Source organism: Cryomorphaceae bacterium (assembly GCA_007695365.1).
Lineage (GTDB): Bacteria > Bacteroidota > Bacteroidia > Flavobacteriales_D > SKUL01 > SKUL01.
On the sequence record REDV01000117.1, the window covers coordinates 12,612 to 28,710 of the forward strand.

Annotated in this window: 11 protein-coding genes; 2 read left to right on the top strand and 9 right to left on the bottom strand. The window is 47.9% G+C overall.

The window, feature by feature from the left end; all coding sequences use genetic code 11:
- Positions 1-59: 59 nt before the first annotated feature.
- The 3 genes from EA392_12370 to EA392_12380 all read right to left on the bottom strand — a co-directional run bounded on the left by EA392_12370 (position 60) and on the right by EA392_12380 (position 5,484).
- Positions 60-3,647, bottom strand: a complete 3,588-nt coding sequence (locus EA392_12370) for a hypothetical protein (protein TVR37553.1) — start codon at positions 3,645-3,647, stop codon at positions 60-62.
- Positions 3,648-3,789: 142 nt separating this feature from the next.
- Positions 3,790-5,007: a T9SS C-terminal target domain-containing protein gene (locus EA392_12375; protein TVR37554.1), complete on the bottom strand. Its 1,218-nt coding sequence runs from the start codon at positions 5,005-5,007 to the stop codon at positions 3,790-3,792.
- Between the two features lie 102 nt (positions 5,008-5,109).
- Positions 5,110-5,484 carry a hypothetical protein gene (locus EA392_12380; GenBank protein TVR37555.1) on the bottom strand — a complete coding sequence of 125 codons (375 nt, stop codon included), beginning with the start codon at positions 5,482-5,484 and terminating at the stop codon, positions 5,110-5,112.
- A 372-nt stretch (positions 5,485-5,856) separates the two neighbouring features.
- Between EA392_12380 and EA392_12385 the strand changes: the two genes are divergently transcribed.
- On the top strand, positions 5,857-6,177 hold the full coding sequence (locus EA392_12385; protein ID TVR37556.1) for a thioredoxin: 321 nt from the start codon (positions 5,857-5,859) through the stop codon (positions 6,175-6,177).
- A complete protein-coding gene (locus EA392_12390) occupies positions 6,174-6,413 on the top strand; it encodes a hypothetical protein (protein TVR37557.1) in 240 nt (79 codons plus the stop codon). Before EA392_12385 ends, EA392_12390 begins: the two co-directional genes overlap by 4 nt.
- Here the strand turns inward: EA392_12390 and EA392_12395 are convergent, their stop codons facing one another.
- The 6 genes from EA392_12395 to EA392_12420 all read right to left on the bottom strand — a co-directional run bounded on the left by EA392_12395 (position 6,414) and on the right by EA392_12420 (position 16,026).
- On the bottom strand, positions 6,414-7,079 hold the full coding sequence (locus EA392_12395) for a uracil-DNA glycosylase (protein TVR37558.1): 666 nt from the start codon (positions 7,077-7,079) through the stop codon (positions 6,414-6,416).
- A 36-nt stretch (positions 7,080-7,115) separates the two neighbouring features.
- Complete coding sequence (locus tag EA392_12400; protein ID TVR37559.1) at positions 7,116-7,493, bottom strand: XRE family transcriptional regulator; 378 nt, start codon at positions 7,491-7,493, stop codon at positions 7,116-7,118.
- Between the two features lie 527 nt (positions 7,494-8,020).
- A complete protein-coding gene (locus EA392_12405) occupies positions 8,021-8,719 on the bottom strand; it encodes a DUF2490 domain-containing protein (GenBank protein ID TVR37560.1) in 699 nt (232 codons plus the stop codon).
- A gap of 33 nt (positions 8,720-8,752) precedes the next feature.
- Entirely contained in the window at positions 8,753-10,879 is a 2,127-nt protein-coding gene (locus tag EA392_12410; GenBank protein ID TVR37561.1) for a ComEC family competence protein, read from the bottom strand.
- A gap of 65 nt (positions 10,880-10,944) precedes the next feature.
- Positions 10,945-11,796 carry an SDR family NAD(P)-dependent oxidoreductase gene (locus EA392_12415; protein ID TVR37562.1) on the bottom strand — a complete coding sequence of 284 codons (852 nt, stop codon included), beginning with the start codon at positions 11,794-11,796 and terminating at the stop codon, positions 10,945-10,947.
- 93 nt (positions 11,797-11,889) lie between these two features.
- A complete protein-coding gene (locus tag EA392_12420; GenBank protein TVR37563.1) occupies positions 11,890-16,026 on the bottom strand; it encodes a T9SS C-terminal target domain-containing protein in 4,137 nt (1,378 codons plus the stop codon).
- Between the last annotated feature and the right edge of the window lie 73 nt (positions 16,027-16,099).

Genomic DNA, 16,099 nt, shown 5'->3' on the forward strand with positions numbered 1-16,099 from the left:
CGGACAAAAAAAACGCCGCGGAAAAATCCGCAGCGTTTTCTACGAGAATGTATTCGTGCTTATCTGATTACGGTGATGTGCCCCATATAGGTCTTTATTTCCTTGCTGATGGCATTCTTGACTTCAATTCGGTACACGTAAACCTCGGGTTGTGTGTAGTATTGTCCACCAGCTTCCGAGCCATTCCATCCCTGATTCACATCGGTGGTTTCGAATACCATTTTTCCGGCGCGATTGAATATCTGCATGCGGAAATGCGAAGGATCCCATTCATTACCCAGTGGTCGGAAGATTTCATTCACGCCATCACCATCGGGGGTAAACGCATTCGGGATGTACACAGCGTACTCGCGAGGTACGAAGTGAGCAACAATTTCGTCGGGAACGGCTATATTGATGCGCATCTCATCGCTTTCCACAGATGGTACCGGCGCGTGGTATATCGTTGACCAACGGCTGAACTCCCATTCATTTTTGGGAAGGGCCTTAAAGTGCGTGTTGTTCATGGCGAGTACGTTGCCTGTCCACGGGTACTGTGGCAGCACGCTCCAATCCAGTGCAACAAAACCGCTTCCCTCAGGCTCTACGCGCACGGTAATGGGGAAATTGGGCAACTCAATGAATTGCGCAATGATGGTATCCTCATTGAATATCTGCAATTGCACGTTTCGCATATCTGCATTAGGAGTAAACTCTCCTCCGTTGGTAGATTGCCAGCCCACAAACTCGTAGAACTCATGCGAGGGAACCGCGCGCAGTGGGTGGGTTGAAAGAGTTGAAAGCATTCCTTGCCAGAAGGAGCCTTCATCAACACCGTGTATCTCTACTGTTCCGAATTCAGCCGGCTCGGTCATCACAACCACGTTGAAAATGGTGATTACCTGGAAGTGGGCTACGATGGAGTCGAAGGTTACGACTTCAAAGGAGAGGAAAAGATCGTTGAGGTTGCTGAAAGTGTGGTTTTGGAATGTCCAGCCTACAAATTCGTAGCCTTCTGCCGGAACAGCTTCAAGTTGGGCAATATTTCCCGGCACAATTTCTACTGTGGCCGGATAATCTTCTAGTTCTTGCCCATTGAAAATCACAGTTCCCATTCCGGGTTCTTCAACCGAGATAACGAGATCCACAGGCAAGAGATAAAAGTGCGCCGTAATCTCATCGCTTTGCTCAATGATGATGGATACCACATCGGTGGTGTCGGAAGGATCAAACAAAATGGGCCCGTGTGTGGTGGACTCCCAATGACTAAACGCCCACCCGGGTTCAGGAATGGCCACAAGGTTGTGGGTTGGGCCCGCGGTGAGAGAATCGGTGTAAGGATAGTTCAGGATGGTCTCTCCGTTGAGTTCAATAAAGCCTGATCCCTCGGGCTCTACCCAGAAGGTTACGGGATACATCTCAACCGGAATGAAATGAGCCACAATGGTTACGCTGCCATCGGGGTTTACCGTAATAGATAATTCGGTTTCATCATCGTATTCAAGGTTACCTACAAGGGTTTCCCAAAACTGGAACGCATCGTCACCTGTCGGAATGGCTGTAAGGTCAAAAGGAACTTCGGCAAAGTATGTTCCCGTCCAGGGGGAATCACCGGGGGTAATGGTGATGCCATTGAGTTGCACCTCACCTTCTCCTTCAATCACGATGGTCACATCAATTGCAGTTAGGTCGTAGCAATCCTCCATCCCCTCAATGATCACCTCAGCGCAACGTGTCTCAATAAAGTTGTACAAGGCATTTACGTTGTTTTGCCAGCCGGCCATTGAGCCCCCCCATCGTTGAATCTGCCGTGGCATTTCTGGTTCAATAATGCCAATCAAACTGTCGAGGTGTGCTATAGAAAACTCACAACTGAACACCGAGTTGATGAGATCCGCATATCGATTGATGTAGGTGTTGAAAAACTCCTCGTTGTTCAATAGCGCGCTAAAAATCTGAGTATGCCCCTGGCCTCCGGGGTTGTTCAATTGATGCCCGAAACACGGATCTGCAGTAGGACCTGTGTTGGGGATTCCGGTATAGTTGATATAATGGCCAAAAGCGGCATCCATATCCCACAGCGTATAACGCCATTCGGTGGCACCTCCAAACTGGTTGTACCCCCTCCACCACGCCGTGTTCCAGTTAAGCCAGTCAGAGGCAACAATCCAGGTGTTTACAGCAAAATAGTCAATGAGGCTGATTACGTTGAGTTGGGTTTTTACGTAGTCGTAATTCACCTGATCACTCATGTCGTTGCCCGTGATAAAATTCCGGAGGGTGTTCCAATTTTGTTGGGTGCCGTATTTGGCCCAGGTGCCTCCCCATGTCTTGATAAAGTCCATCTGGAAGCGGTTCTGATTGTAGTAGTATTCAGTAAAACGCCAGTCATCTACTTTTTCGCGGTAGTCATACACACCCCAGTACTGACCGTTGGCATAGAGCACACAGAACTCCACCGTGCGCTCATCCAGATCGAGGTTTCCAACCTGAGAAAGCGACATTACGTACGCGTCGCGTATGTGGGCTCCTCCGTTTTGAAATGGGTAGTTGTCGTTTGCTGCTGCTTTAAACATGTAACGCTTGAATTGCGCCTTGTCTTTCATGCGAAAAAGCTGCAGTTCGGTATAACCACTATAACCCATTTTATCTCGGTCAATCCAGTCAATGCCACGCTGCTGGTATGCCCAACTATCGTTACCGTGTTTATTGGTATCACCGAGGGATTTTGAAATGCGCTCACCGTTCTCGTTGAACACTTCCATGGTGGTAAGGGGCACAATTTGCTGCCCCCCGAGAAGGGTCAATACCTGTGTTCCGGCAACAGAAAAAGCGGGTAGTGTGTGTTGATCCATACCCAAAAAGAAGGTGCTCCATTCATAAAAGCCACGCAACATGTTCGGATTGTTGGAGAACGTAGCCGCCATCAGTACAGTTGTTTCCGAAATATTGATGGGCCCATTGTAAACCGGAGATGCCTGTGTGGGAAAGGAACCATCCAGTGTGTAGCGAATAACATAATCGGGGCTTGGGTCGGGAATGGTAATTTCAACGTTAATGGCACCCCCATGATAGCCCGCCGGTTGACTGAACACCGGGGTAGGCGCATATCCATCATATGGGGTGGCTGTATTGTTGGATGCCCCAACAGTAGGTTGGGTAAAGACCACCCAGTTGTCAGCTCCGTCGGGATAGCGGCCGCGGGTGTGGCCCACCTGCGATGTTTCTTCAATCATGTTCACATCCAGAATGGTACTTCCATCGGGCGCCACAAAAGCAATCACCTCATTTTCCTGGGTTTGACCTATGCGAAAATTAGCATGCAGGTGGTTATTGTCAAAAGGAACTCCAATTCGGCCGGAAAGCCATACACGCAAGAAACCGTTGGCCGGAATCGTTGAACCTGCCGGAAAAGTCCACTTTGAGAGATTAGACAATCGGTCGGTAAGGTGATGGCCCGCGAGGTTAACAGGAGCTCCGGTAGGGTTGTACAACTCTACCCAGTCTTCATGCTGGCCAAAATTATCCTGAATTTGATTCGGATTGAGGTTGTTTCCCAGGTTGGTTGCCATAAATTCGTTGATGACAACCTGAGCCTCTGCTCCAGTGGCACACAAAATTGAGCACAGTAAGCCCATTATCACACTCCAGACAGTGATGCGGTTCATTGGTCTTGGTTTTTGGTTTCAAAACTTGGCTCACATGTCTGGATGCAGGCTCAGACCGGAGTTGCTGTATAAAGGTATATGAAGTGTTGGTTTAATTCACGTTAACTTGACGCATTGTTTTTGGGATGGTTGCACAAAGAGATTACTTTACCACAATTCTTTTGGTTTGGTTTTGTATTCGAACCAGATAAACACCTGGTGTATATCCGGAAACATCGATGAAATGCGGCCCGGCACCCACGTAATTATAGTTGGCAACGTGGCTCCCAATGGCGCTAAACACCTGGATCGTGCCCTCCCTCCAATCCGTCATCTGGATGTTGATGTAGTCAGTGGCAGGAACGGGGTAAATGGAGAACATGAACTCCTCCGGTACATCAAACTCCTGAACACTTACTGTTCCGGGATCATTGGTAAAGCCCATGGTAGGCTCCAGGCATGTAATGGGGCCGAGTCCGTTTTCAAAACGACCTTCTGATATGTTTTGCTGTTGTTGTCCAAATTTCACATAATCCAATGTCACAGTATCCTTGTTGTAAAGGTGAACATATTCGCCGGAGCCTGACAGGGAGAATGTAGTGTGATAGGGCCAGATTTCATCGATACCGTCAATACCAGAGGCAAAAACCACTACGTAGCCTCCGGGCGCTACAATGGTCGGCTCCGGAAAGGTGTACTTGCCCGGATTGTTGGATTTGTCCGAAAGCAGGTATCCGCCCATATTCAGAACGATACTGGTATTGTTGTAAATCTCTATCCAATCGAAATTGTTGCCGAACTCATCCGTTCCGGCATCGGTATTTCGCGCCAGAAACTCGTTTACCACCAAACCGCGTCCAGTAAGTGAAGCACCGGAATAATCGGTTGGGTTATTGGGGGCACCGGGAGATGGGGTTGCATACAAAAACGGTCCGGAACCATTGGGCGTTCGGCTCAGCGACTGGATATTGTCAACCGGCCCGAAGGTGTAGTGATCAATGACAATGGTATCGGGGTTCGAAAGAACGACTTTTTCGCCCAATGACCCTTGCAACTTGAAATCTGCATGAAACTCACCCAGCCAGGGCTGGCCATCGCACCAAACCACCACATAATCGCCGGGATCAAGTGTCATATCCGGGAATGTGTACCGTGTACGATTACCGTGCTTGTCGGAGAGAAAGTATCCGCCGATGTCGATGGGCTCATCACCGGCGTTCATGATTTCCACCCAATCTTCAAACTCGTCGAATTCATTTGGGATGACAACATTACGGGCCATAAACTCGTTGATGACCAACTTTCCGTATTCAGGAATACATTGAGAATAAGCACTTGAAATGGTTACAAAGGCAAGTGCAGTGAGTAGAAGTTTTTTCATGTGTCTTGCAGGGTTGGATAAAATTTTAAAATCAACCCGCGAATATAGGCAATGCGCCACATGATGGCAAACACCAGTTTTCAGTTATTATCAGACGGCTGTTTACAACCTATCCTTGTTCGTGATGAGCAGGAACCAATCGTTGTCAATGGGCAGATATCCCTTGTCGTAACAGAAAAAATAAACCGCACCTGCCTTGGTGGTGTAGGTATGCGTATGGTAGGTAAAATTGAAACCCAATCGAACCAAAGTGTTCTTGTGGGTCTTTCCTTTTTCGTCCGGATTGAGCTCTGCAAGAATACTTCGGTTCTTACTTAAAATTCGATTTACGTTTCTTACCAACTGAATCTGCCCCCTGTTTACACGGTTGTAATAGGCATTGCGACAGAGATCATCGCAGAATTTTTTATCTGCCCTGCCGTGAAGTTTGTCACCACATTCTTTGCACAGCCTTTCTTCTATCTCGGTTCCATTCATGACTACAATATTGAAAACGATGGCAATATAGCAATGTTTACTGAAATAACCAGTTATCGCATTAAGTGACCCTTTTTAAGCGAGAGCATTCGCACACAAGTTTTGATTATTCTCCGGAATACTATATTTGCCCAAAATCTTGTTCGCTATGGAATCCAATGACCACAATCAGGCAGAAATCGCAGGACCGGTAATCTTCGCATTACTCTTATTTTCTATGGCCATCCTAGCCATCTGGATAATGAGCTAGGTCTTCCATCCGGTAAGACTCAGCTACATAACTTTTGGTGATAAGTGCATCAAATCATATGATGGCCTGAAAAAACTTCTTTGCAGTGTTGGCTGTAACTTTGCGGCCATAAATCAGGAACTATGGCTATTCAAAAAACGGACGATACCGGGTTTCAGGAGTTACTGGAATCCAACAACAAAGTGATTGTGAAATACTACGCCGATTGGTGTGGTTCATGTAAGTTATTCACCCCCAAATACCGGCGCCTCAGTGAAGATGAGCGCTTTCAGGGCGTTGTTTTTCTAGATGTGAACGCGGAGGAAAACGAAAGGGCCCGCAAAGCTGCCGGGGTTGACAACCTGCCATTCTTCGCGGTTTTTCAAAATGGTGAATTGGTTGAAGGCACTTCCACCTCTAAGGAAGAACAGGTAATTGCACTTTTGGAAAAACTGGATGCATGAAGGTTCCTGTAATCAAAAAGCTGGCAGAGGAGCACAACATTGCTACGCTTGAGAAAGCCGAAGAGGCCATTCTCAACGAAGAAAAGCCCACCATTGAGGTAACCGGTGATGACGAGGGCGAACAACTGACCCATGTGCTTGCGGCCATCGAAATCCGGCGCTCCATGGAGGGAGGTAAAACGTTGAACGAAGCTGTGCGCGCTTATTCTCAAAGGGTGCGAAAATCCATCAGCTAATCAACACCACCTGATGGGTGCATGGCCGTTTTCCTGAAGGTAACTGTTGGCTTGGCTGAAATGCCGGCAGCCAAAAAAACCGCGGTGTGCTGACAGTGGCGAAGGATGAGGAGCTTCCAATACCAAATGCCTCTGCCGGTCAATCATGCGGCCTTTGCGCTGCGCATAGCTTCCCCAAAGCATAAACACAATTTTTTCTCGTTCACCAGCCAACGTATTGATCACGGCGTCTGTGAACTCCTCCCAGCCTTTGCCCTGGTGCGAGCCCGCCTGATGTGCCCGCACAGTGAGGGTGGCGTTCAGTAGCAACACCCCCTGCTCTGCCCAGCACGATAAATTTCCGGAAACAGGTCTGGGGCATCCCAAATCACTTTCCAGCTCCTTGTAGATGTTGACAAGCGATGGTGGTAATCCAATTCCTTCGGGTACAGAAAAACACAGGCCGTGAGCCTGTCCGGGTCCATGATACGGGTCTTGCCCCAACACCACTACCCGAACAGCTTCAAATTCGCAGGAATCCAATGCAAGAAAAATGTGTTTTCCGGACGGATAGACCGTGTGCTGCCGGTACTCCGTCTTCACGAAGTCAACCAAAGAGGTAAAATAAGGCTTTCTGAATTCGCCCTTTAACCTTGATGCCCAGGAGGGATGTAATCGTACTTGCATAGTTTCTGTATCCGGGCCGCAAGATAACAAGTTCGCTTACGACTTCTCTTTTCGAGGCACGTAATTCGCAAAAGTGCCATCCCGAAAAAACACCACCATGCGCTCCACTTCTTCCTCCTTAATGGACTTCGCAGACTCATCTCTTTCCTGAGATTCTTCCGAGGGTTTTGGTTTGTTCTCCACAGGCATCTCCGAAACCGTACTCGCCGACGATGCCACCCCCGTAATAAGCCAATGCGCATTCACCTTCGGAAAGCGAATCAGGAGCTTCTCAAGGAACTCAAAACCGGGCTTATTTCTACCAGAAAGTATGTGCGACACGTTAGAGCGTTTCACACCTATTTCATCAGCAAAAGCCGACGGCGTAAGTCCATTCACTTTGATAACAACACGTATGCGATCAATCAATTCCATTGTTTACATTTCTACACTGTACTCCCCATAAATCATACCCTTCAGCGGTCAAAAACACCTTGCTTTTGCACAATAATCACTTGAGCTAATCAATCTCAAATAGCTGATTATAAAGTTACAAGTGTACATTCAGTTCGTTCTCGTTACAAATGTAATCAATTGAGGGGATTTTGTACTTATTTCTGGGCAAAAACGCTGTTTACAAATGTAAACCACGTGGTGTTCTGTGCTGCGAGCACATACATTTTCAGCCACCCACTTAACATATGGGGTGCTTTTTTTTATTTATCATTCATCACGCATTTTGATGACGACCTTGGAACGCCTTTTTCATGGGGAGCAAAGGCGAGATTTACATACCCCTGACATGCTTTCGGAAATGATGTTTTGAGAACCATCATGGAGAGAAAGGAGCAAGATTAACTGCTCCCGGTTATGGGTTCTTCTCCCCTTTCCTTTCGTGTGCAAAAAGGCTGTTATAGTTTAGAGCTCAAAAAGACGAAGGCAACAAGCAGAAGCAAATCTACCTAGCGAATAGACCGGGTGTATCCCATGCCTAGAACGTAAATGAAATCAGGACGGCGTTGCCGGATTTGGCTTTGATAGAGGTAGTACACCTCCAGGCGTTCTTTGGGACTCAACTTGTGTTGCAGCCCAAGTATGTAACGCTGACGATACACCTGGCTTTCCCAGGTGGGTCTCGCTCCTAAGCGAAAATATGCCTCACCCGAGCCGGTAACGCGCCAGTTTTTGGCAAAGTACCACCGCAATGAAAGCTTTTGACGGTAAAAGAAAGCTCCACGTGTGTTTTCGCCCGGGCCAAAGATATCCTCAACTCCTGTTTGTATCTGGTTTCGGCTGCGAATCCGGAAGTTACCAAAGCGATGATGCACTTTGGCGTTGGCGTAAAGCTGGTGGCGGTACAAAACTCCATCGCGCCAGTGATTCTTGATGTTGAATACGTAGGCTCCTGTTACGCGGAGCCATGGAGCAATGTTCTGGTTGAGCCCCACATCAAAGAAGCTGTAGTCAAACCGCGAAACGTTCTCGTTAAGGCGATACTGGTTCTTATAGTGCAGCCATGTGTTTTTCTTCAGACGATAGTCGAACTCATAATAAGCCCATATCGCGAAGTCCTCGCGTCCAATCGTTCGCTCTTCCTGCGTAAAGGATTGTGTGGCAAACAACAGCGAGGCTGCTACACACCAAAATCTGCGGTTCATCATTTCCTTGAAGTACGCAAAGTAAAGCTTTCGGCATCACTTAAACAACAGCCCGTGCCGACTGCTCCCTGAGTTTAACTCGTGGCGCATGTCCCACAGCCTCGCCCCCTCTGTTCTTACATCATAGGTCCAATTGTCGGGGTCATTACAGCAAAGCGTTCTATAGCGGTATCCTGAACCAAGAATAACGTCGCCAACAAACCCTTCATCCGGAAATAGTTTCGACTTTCCATCCATCACCAACATTTCCAGATGAGGGAATGTGCTTTGGTCAGGAGAGGAATGCTCATCGCTGCGAATTGCGAGCCGTTTTCCGTGAAAAGAAACCAAAGTGCCTTGCCTGAAAAAAGAATTGCTCCGTTTGGGCACATCATCCTGCAAGGTGAGAAACTGCGGTTTTGAATGTCCAAAACGAACCCAGAAGTTTCCGAGATGAAAGTTTAGCCTTTCCGGGTTGCGCATCAATGACTCGTCGGTCACAACGATGTTCTGCTCACCATCAACGAAGTTTACACAGGTTGAGCCTGGTACATGCGCTACCAACACCATCCTTTGATTCTTTAGTTCAACCAGGTAGGTGGTGCGCAATGTCAACATAAGCACCAACAAAAGAGTCAAAGCGCGTAAGGTTTGAACCTTAGGGCGATAAACCATAACTGTAAAAAATGCCAGAAAAACATATACCAGCACCAGCATCATTTCGCTGAAGTACAAGTTTTCGGTGAGTGACCCGGGAAGGTTTTCAATGGACACTATGAGCCAGTTCAAACCACTCACTATGGCATTGAGAGCTGTTCCGAGTAGCTCGTACAAGGGCTGGATGATACCCGACGCCATGGTTGCGAATCCGGCAATCAAAACTACTGTTGCGGCCGGTATTACGATGAAATTTGAAAGCAGGAAGTAATTCGGAAATTGATGAAAATAGTAGATACCCAGCGGAAAAGTAGCCAATTGCGCGGCAATGGATACGGCGGTGAGTTGCCACAATTTATCGAGCAACCAGTTGCGTGTATGCCAAAGGGCGTAAATTTTGGGTTGCAGCAGCACGATGCCCAACACCGCTGCGAAGGAAAGCTGAAAGCCTACCTCTTCGGTGATGAGCGGGTTGAAACAAATCAACACAAGTGCTGCACCTGCAATGCTGTTGTAGATGTTTGTGGATCGGGAAATACCTTGCGCAATTGCAATGGCCGTGAACATGGTGGAAGCCCGCATTACGGAAGGCGACATTCCTGTAATCAAGGCATAACTCCAAAGTGCCAAAATGATGATGAACAGCCGCAACCACCCCCTGGCACCACGGTTGCCGAGCCAACGCAGCAGCCACACAAGCACCATATATATGATTCCGACGTGGAGACCGGATACAGCCAGTACGTGCATGGCTCCGCTTGAAGAATACGCGTTGCGTATTTCTCTCGACAAATGATCCTTTTGACCAAGTATCAGTGCTGCGCTTACGCCAAAAGCATCATCATCTTTGACAGCTCCTCTGAGCAGGCCAACCAGTGCTTTGCGCGAGTCTTCTACCCAATTGCGGAAGCCGGTTTGGTGGGAACTTGAAAGCAAACGGACCTCAGAGGGATCGCGCAGAAAAAGCGTATGGGTTATACCACGGCGATAGAGATACCGCCGGTAATCAAATTCGTATGGATTCATTGGAGGCCTTACCTCTTGTGGCGTACGGGCAACGAGTATCCTGTCTCCCCTCTTCCATCCAAATACTTCCTCCTTTCGGTAGTAAACAAGAACCCTTGCGTTGGCCGCCTGATATCCATCTGCATGGTAGATTCCCCTTACCCGTGCCGTGACTTTCTTTGAGCGCGGACTTTCTTCAGCATGATTCAGAAGCTCCAGGTCCACAAAATCTGCGCGCCGCTTGTTTTTGAGGTGTTCGGGATGCGAGACGAGATCTGAAACACGTTCAACGGCTCCTCCGAGCGACACAAAAACCAACAAAAACACTGCCGCAAAAAGCTTTTCCGCGTGCTCACGTAAAACAGGCCAAAAGCAGATGGCGCCCATCAACATCATGCCTAAAGTAGCCCCTGAAACAAACCATGAAAGCGGAATCAAACCAGACTTACCAAGGTGAAGGCCCAGCAAAAACGGCAACAACACGCGAAAAACAGGAACTGTCCTCCAGAAGTTGATTTTCATGGCAACCGTTTGTGTCCATAAATATAGCACAAACCGAATTCAATAACAACCAATGCTTCAATGCATCAAAATCCAAGCACAGCAAGGACTTCTTGAATGTTTTTTTCAAGTTTGTCGGCTTCGTCCTGCCGGTAACTGTAAGCGGTGGTTTTGTGCACCTTTTTGTCCTTGTAAAAAGCTCCCGCTTCGAGAAGAGCGCTTGTTGATTGCGCGAGGTGAATCAGTGTTTCAGCACCTTTCTGCGGAGTGCGCCCAAAGGTTTTGAAGAACCAGCGCGCAAACCAACCTGCGTCTCTTCCAAGGCGGGTATCTACCAATCCGGGATGCTGACAAACGACCGATACCCCATCTCCTGCCATCGTTCCGGCCCAACGCCTTGTGAGAAGTATCACCGCTAGCTTGGATTGCCGGTACGACTTAAAACCGCTGAAAGAGGATCTGAACTCCGGGTCGTTAAAATAGATCTTGCCCTGATGAAGTCCCGAGGCTGTGAGCAGGATTTTCGGTTCTGAGCTCTGTTTGAGCGTTGGCATCAGCAAGTTATTGATAAGCACATGAGATACCACGTTTACCTGCCAGGTTTCCTCCAAACCGTTTGTTGTTTCGCGAAAGCTGAAATTCCAGATACCCGCGTTGTAAATGAGCACGTCGAGGGAGTCTGTTTGATGGGTGATTGCATCACATGCAGCTTTTACGGAGTGCAAATCTGCCAGATCTCCTTCAACAGGTATCAATTGGCCGTGTGAATCAGGGTATCGCTGTTTGAATTCCGCGGTCAAAGCTTCCGATAGCTCCTTGGTTCTAACTAAAAACCAAAGTTTTGCGCCCTCACCTACCAACGTCAGTGCGGCCTCTTTTCCCAATCCCGAAGTGGCACCTGTCATAAAGATGCGCAATGATTTTTCGTCGCTACTCATGGAGCAAAAGGTAGCGAAACAGATGGAAGAAACGGTGTGCTCAAATCTTAAAAAAGATCAATGCCTGCTCCGTTTGTTGGAGTGCCACACAAGCTACCTCACCACCAATTTCTTCACCACCGCACCTTCATCTGACTGCACCTGCACAAAATAAAGCCCCGTTGCGAGGCCGTGTACATTGAGCTCATGACGTGTGGTATTGAGGTTTCCGAGGTTGCGCACCTGCTTGCCGGTTGCGTCGAGCATTTGCACATGCCACATGCCTGTCGGAAGCTCCAAAATGGCCACATCGGTAGCGGGGTTGGGGTAAATCGCTACTGTGCTTTCAAGTAGTTCCTGTACCGAAACAGACACAACAACCATGTTGCTGCTGAGGCTGCAGTATGTATTGTCGAAATACACAATCACAGAGTACTCACCCGATTCTGTTGGAGTGATAGCGGGCCCGTCCTGGCTAAAGGGAAGCCCATCCAGAAACCACATGTAACTGCTGCCTTGCGGTGAAACAATCAACTGCTCGCCATCAAATTCGAGGGTTACTTCATTGGGCACATCTGCGATCTGCACCTGAACATTCACTTCTGCAACGCCGCATTCATTTTCTGCAATGAGCGTGTACATGCCCGATTCAGCGAGATTCACCGTATGTCCTTCGGCCACCCATACATCGTTCAAATACCAGTTTACCTCGCCCTCGGCCGAAATCTCCAGCGGAGTATCAAGGCCACAAACCACAAAACCCTCCATGGTATAGTCAATGGACGGCGAAGGCAGCAACGGAATTTCGAGCGATGTGCTAAGCGTACAAATAGCATTGGTTGTGGTGAGTTCTACCGTTACCGATTGGCCTGAAGCAGTAAACTCCAGTTCCTCCCCGCTGAAGGGTTGTCCGTTGACTACCCACGCGTAATCGTCAAAATCTGTTCTGTTGGAAGTGAGTGTAAAAGGAACACCTGTACAGGCCGTTTCGTTCATGACTATGCTCAGGCTACCCTCTGAGCAATCCATAAACGTTGTCACTGCGTATTCAGTTATCACCGGTTCTTTAAAGTCGAAAAAGATGTAGGCCTTGTTCATAATGACATCATCCAGTTGCACACCGGGCACAGTTTTAATTCTGAAATGAATATGGCCATGGCTGCCAGGCTCATCCGTAGTGCTGTCGGGCAGCATGATGTTGTCAAAAAACCACTCAATGTGCTGACCTTCGTGGAAGATGATTTCATAGTCGTGGCTGGAGTGAATCATTTCGAGCGAGTTCAAATCGAGTAAATCGGGCAGTTCATCCTCTACCCTTACAAATGTGGCAAAGAAATTACCGGTGTTCTGAAAGCGAATCAGGTATTCGAGCTCCACTCCTTCGCCATCGGGAATTTCGGTATGGTTCACCTGGGGTTGATCTACTGTTTTATCATTGGGGTCGAAGGCTGCTACTACAGAGTGTGTAAAGGAGTGAACATTGTTTTCAGGATAGGGGTCTGCGGCCGGGTCGGGCATGGCATTCACAGAAAGTACCGGGTTCATTACAGTACCAGGAGGTGTACCAGGCGGCACGTTGAAGGTGACAACAAAGCAATCCTGCTCAAAGACACCGAGGTCGCTCATTACCCATGTTATCTGTGTACCCGAAACATCTCCTCCTGCATCATTTACCAGGGAAACGCCCTGCATATTGGAAAAGTCTAACTCCACCTCATAATCTCCTGATGGCTGAGAGCCAATGTTTTCAATACACAGGCTATAACTGTGATTAAAGCCGGGGCGCGGCGGAAGTCCAATGGGGGTAATACTTACGCCGAGGTTGAGGAAATCTGAGACTGGGCAGAGGGCGAAATCTAGATCGGAAAAATTCTGCACCACATCTGAATAAACATTGTGCTCATTTACCGTAAAGCCGGGTAGGTCCTGAAGGGTAAGAACTACATTTTCATTCAGCGGAAAAAGCAAGGAATACGCACCAGACTGGTTGCTTGTGGTAACAAGCTGGTCATTGCGAAAAACATTAACGCCAGCCACTAATACATCATCTACACCAAAGATGCCATCGCAATCCAAATCAACAAATACATTTCCCGTAACGGATGCAGAATTCGAAGATTCAAGACAACCGATGCACAGCGGCTCAGTTGCGGCTGTAGAGGCACAAAACCCATCCCATTGTGTATTGCAGCAAAAAGGGTCAGTAGCACAAATTATATTTTCACATGCGACATCGTACGGAAAGCCCGGTGTACTTTGGATCTGATCGCAATAGGGGCCTCCGGTTAAATCACCCACAGTGATGGTTATTGTCTGCGAAATATTGTTCTCCGGCACCTGATCTGCTGGCAAGGAGCCGTCCAGCGTGGTCACTGCCTGGAAACTCACGGTTTCTCCAATGCCGGCATCGCTATCGAGAACAAATTCAACAATGAAGCACTGAGTTTCAAGCGCACTCCACTCCACATCTTCCCATAGCACACTGTTTGCGTCCACTGTGCCACTTCCGCCCAAATCTACCAGCGTAAAAAAGCCACTGTCGTCGGCTTCGAGTGATATGCTACCCAAGGCACTCCACGCTCCATTATTGGTAACACAAATCTCGAACTGCACCTGATGGTTGGATAACACTTGAAAATTATCGGGAAGCGAAATCCCATCACCAAAAACAGGACTCAGGCTCAAAGACAGATCGTAGTAATCGGGTACAGGGCAGTAGCCGAAGTTTAAGTTGTCAAACAATGCTGACGTTTCCGGCGTGATAACTTCGTAACTGTCTGTGCTTGTAAAGCCGGGCATGAATTGACCTGTAATGGCATGAACCAGGTTGTGAAGCAACTGGCCTGAGTAAAATCCGTCTGAACCAGCATTAGCTACCGGCCCACTTTGACTGCTTGATATCGAAACATCAGGTAAAGGCAGGTCTTCCATGTCCCACACTCCATTACAGTTGTAATCTATAAAGACCGCACCTTCAATAGTACTCAGAACAGCACTTGATAAACAATCCGCGCATTGCGGTGCATTGCTGGCAATGCTGGCACAAACGCCATCCCAAAAATTTGTACAGCAAAATATATCTGCTGCACAAACAACCGCTTCACAGGCTGGGTCTGCAGGAAATCCGGGGAAGGATTGTATCTGGTCGCAGAAAAAATTACCAATACCAGCAATGATACTCTCGAAGTTCTGCGATACGAGGTTATTCGCGCTGTTGTAATCCAGCCCGCCCGCAGAAGTCAGTGTAACTTCGGCTGAAACGTTGATAGTGGTAGAAGCAGCCAGCGTAGAGTCAACCAAAAGAGAAATTTCAAAGCAAACCTGATCCTGGGGTGCCAAATCGTCCACCTCAAATGTGACTACCTGAAAATCACCAATACCCGATTGTGCTCCGCCACCACCATCCACAACAACAATCGGGTCGGCTGTAATTTGAAACACAAGATCTCCATCGGCAGCGTTTATGCCGTGATTGGTTACGCAAAGCGAAAATGTCTTTATCTGCCCGGGAGACCATAGAGAAGCTGTGTTTGGGGTGTGCGACCAGGTGATACCGAGATCGTGGTAGTCAAATTCCGGACACTGAGATAACACCATATCCTGAAAAACCAAAACGGTGTCCGTAGCATCTACAAATACGTTAATCGTTTGGTCAAACCCGGCAGCGGCGTCTGTATAAATCTCATGTATAGCTCCCGTGGTGATTTCAAAGCTGAAAACCCCATTTTGGCCACTGTTACCTAAAAGCCCATCCACCGAGCTATACACGGGTACACCCCCCATGCCAATATCATCTGAATCCAGCTGTCCGTTGCAATTCTGGTCAATGATTACTGTTCCACTTACGGAAACTGTAGGGTCAGGCTCTGAAACAGGCACACCACAATTCAGATTACTGAAAACGTAGGTTGCTTCCTCGGTTACCACTCCTTCAACCACATTCACATCACACCAAACAGAAAAGTAGGGTGTATTATCACTCAAGCCCGATGAAATGGTGAAACTCAAAGGTTCATTACTTGTTTCAATGCTCAGGTTTTCCATGTAGCCATTCCCATAAGGCCCACCAGAAAGAATTACCGCTCCTGTATTGTCTTTTAACTGCCAGGTGGTGGCATCACCCCACGAGTTTGACCAGACCGAAACAGTCCACTCATTCTGAGCAATTAAACCGGTTGACAGGAAAAAAGAAAGAAGAAGCGTAAATAGCGAAACGAAGAATCTGTTGTGTGAAGTAGTGTAAGAAATCATGGCAGTAAAGATTTGCTCAAGCTAACGAAAGTCCGGTATCTACGCGTGATTTCGTTGAAACGGACTGGCTGAT

Bases quoted from the DNA above. Each gene is read 5' to 3' on its own strand.
- EA392_12400 (TVR37559.1), bottom strand. From the start codon at position 7,493: ATGGAATTGATTGATCGCATACGTGTTGTTATCAAAGTGAATGGACTT.
- EA392_12375 (TVR37554.1), bottom strand. From the start codon at position 5,007: ATGAAAAAACTTCTACTCACTGCACTTGCCTTTGTAACCATTTCAAGT.
- EA392_12405 (TVR37560.1), bottom strand. From the start codon at position 8,719: ATGATGAACCGCAGATTTTGGTGTGTAGCAGCCTCGCTGTTGTTTGCC.
- EA392_12420 (TVR37563.1), bottom strand. From the start codon at position 16,026: ATGATTTCTTACACTACTTCACACAACAGATTCTTCGTTTCGCTATTT.
- EA392_12390 (TVR37557.1), top strand. From the start codon at position 6,174: ATGAAGGTTCCTGTAATCAAAAAGCTGGCAGAGGAGCACAACATTGCT.
- EA392_12380 (TVR37555.1), bottom strand. From the start codon at position 5,484: ATGAATGGAACCGAGATAGAAGAAAGGCTGTGCAAAGAATGTGGTGAC.
- EA392_12370 (TVR37553.1), bottom strand. From the start codon at position 3,647: ATGAACCGCATCACTGTCTGGAGTGTGATAATGGGCTTACTGTGCTCA.
- EA392_12395 (TVR37558.1), bottom strand. From the start codon at position 7,079: ATGCAAGTACGATTACATCCCTCCTGGGCATCAAGGTTAAAGGGCGAA.
- EA392_12385 (TVR37556.1), top strand. From the start codon at position 5,857: ATGGCTATTCAAAAAACGGACGATACCGGGTTTCAGGAGTTACTGGAA.
- EA392_12410 (TVR37561.1), bottom strand. From the start codon at position 10,879: ATGAAAATCAACTTCTGGAGGACAGTTCCTGTTTTTCGCGTGTTGTTG.
- EA392_12415 (TVR37562.1), bottom strand. From the start codon at position 11,796: ATGAGTAGCGACGAAAAATCATTGCGCATCTTTATGACAGGTGCCACT.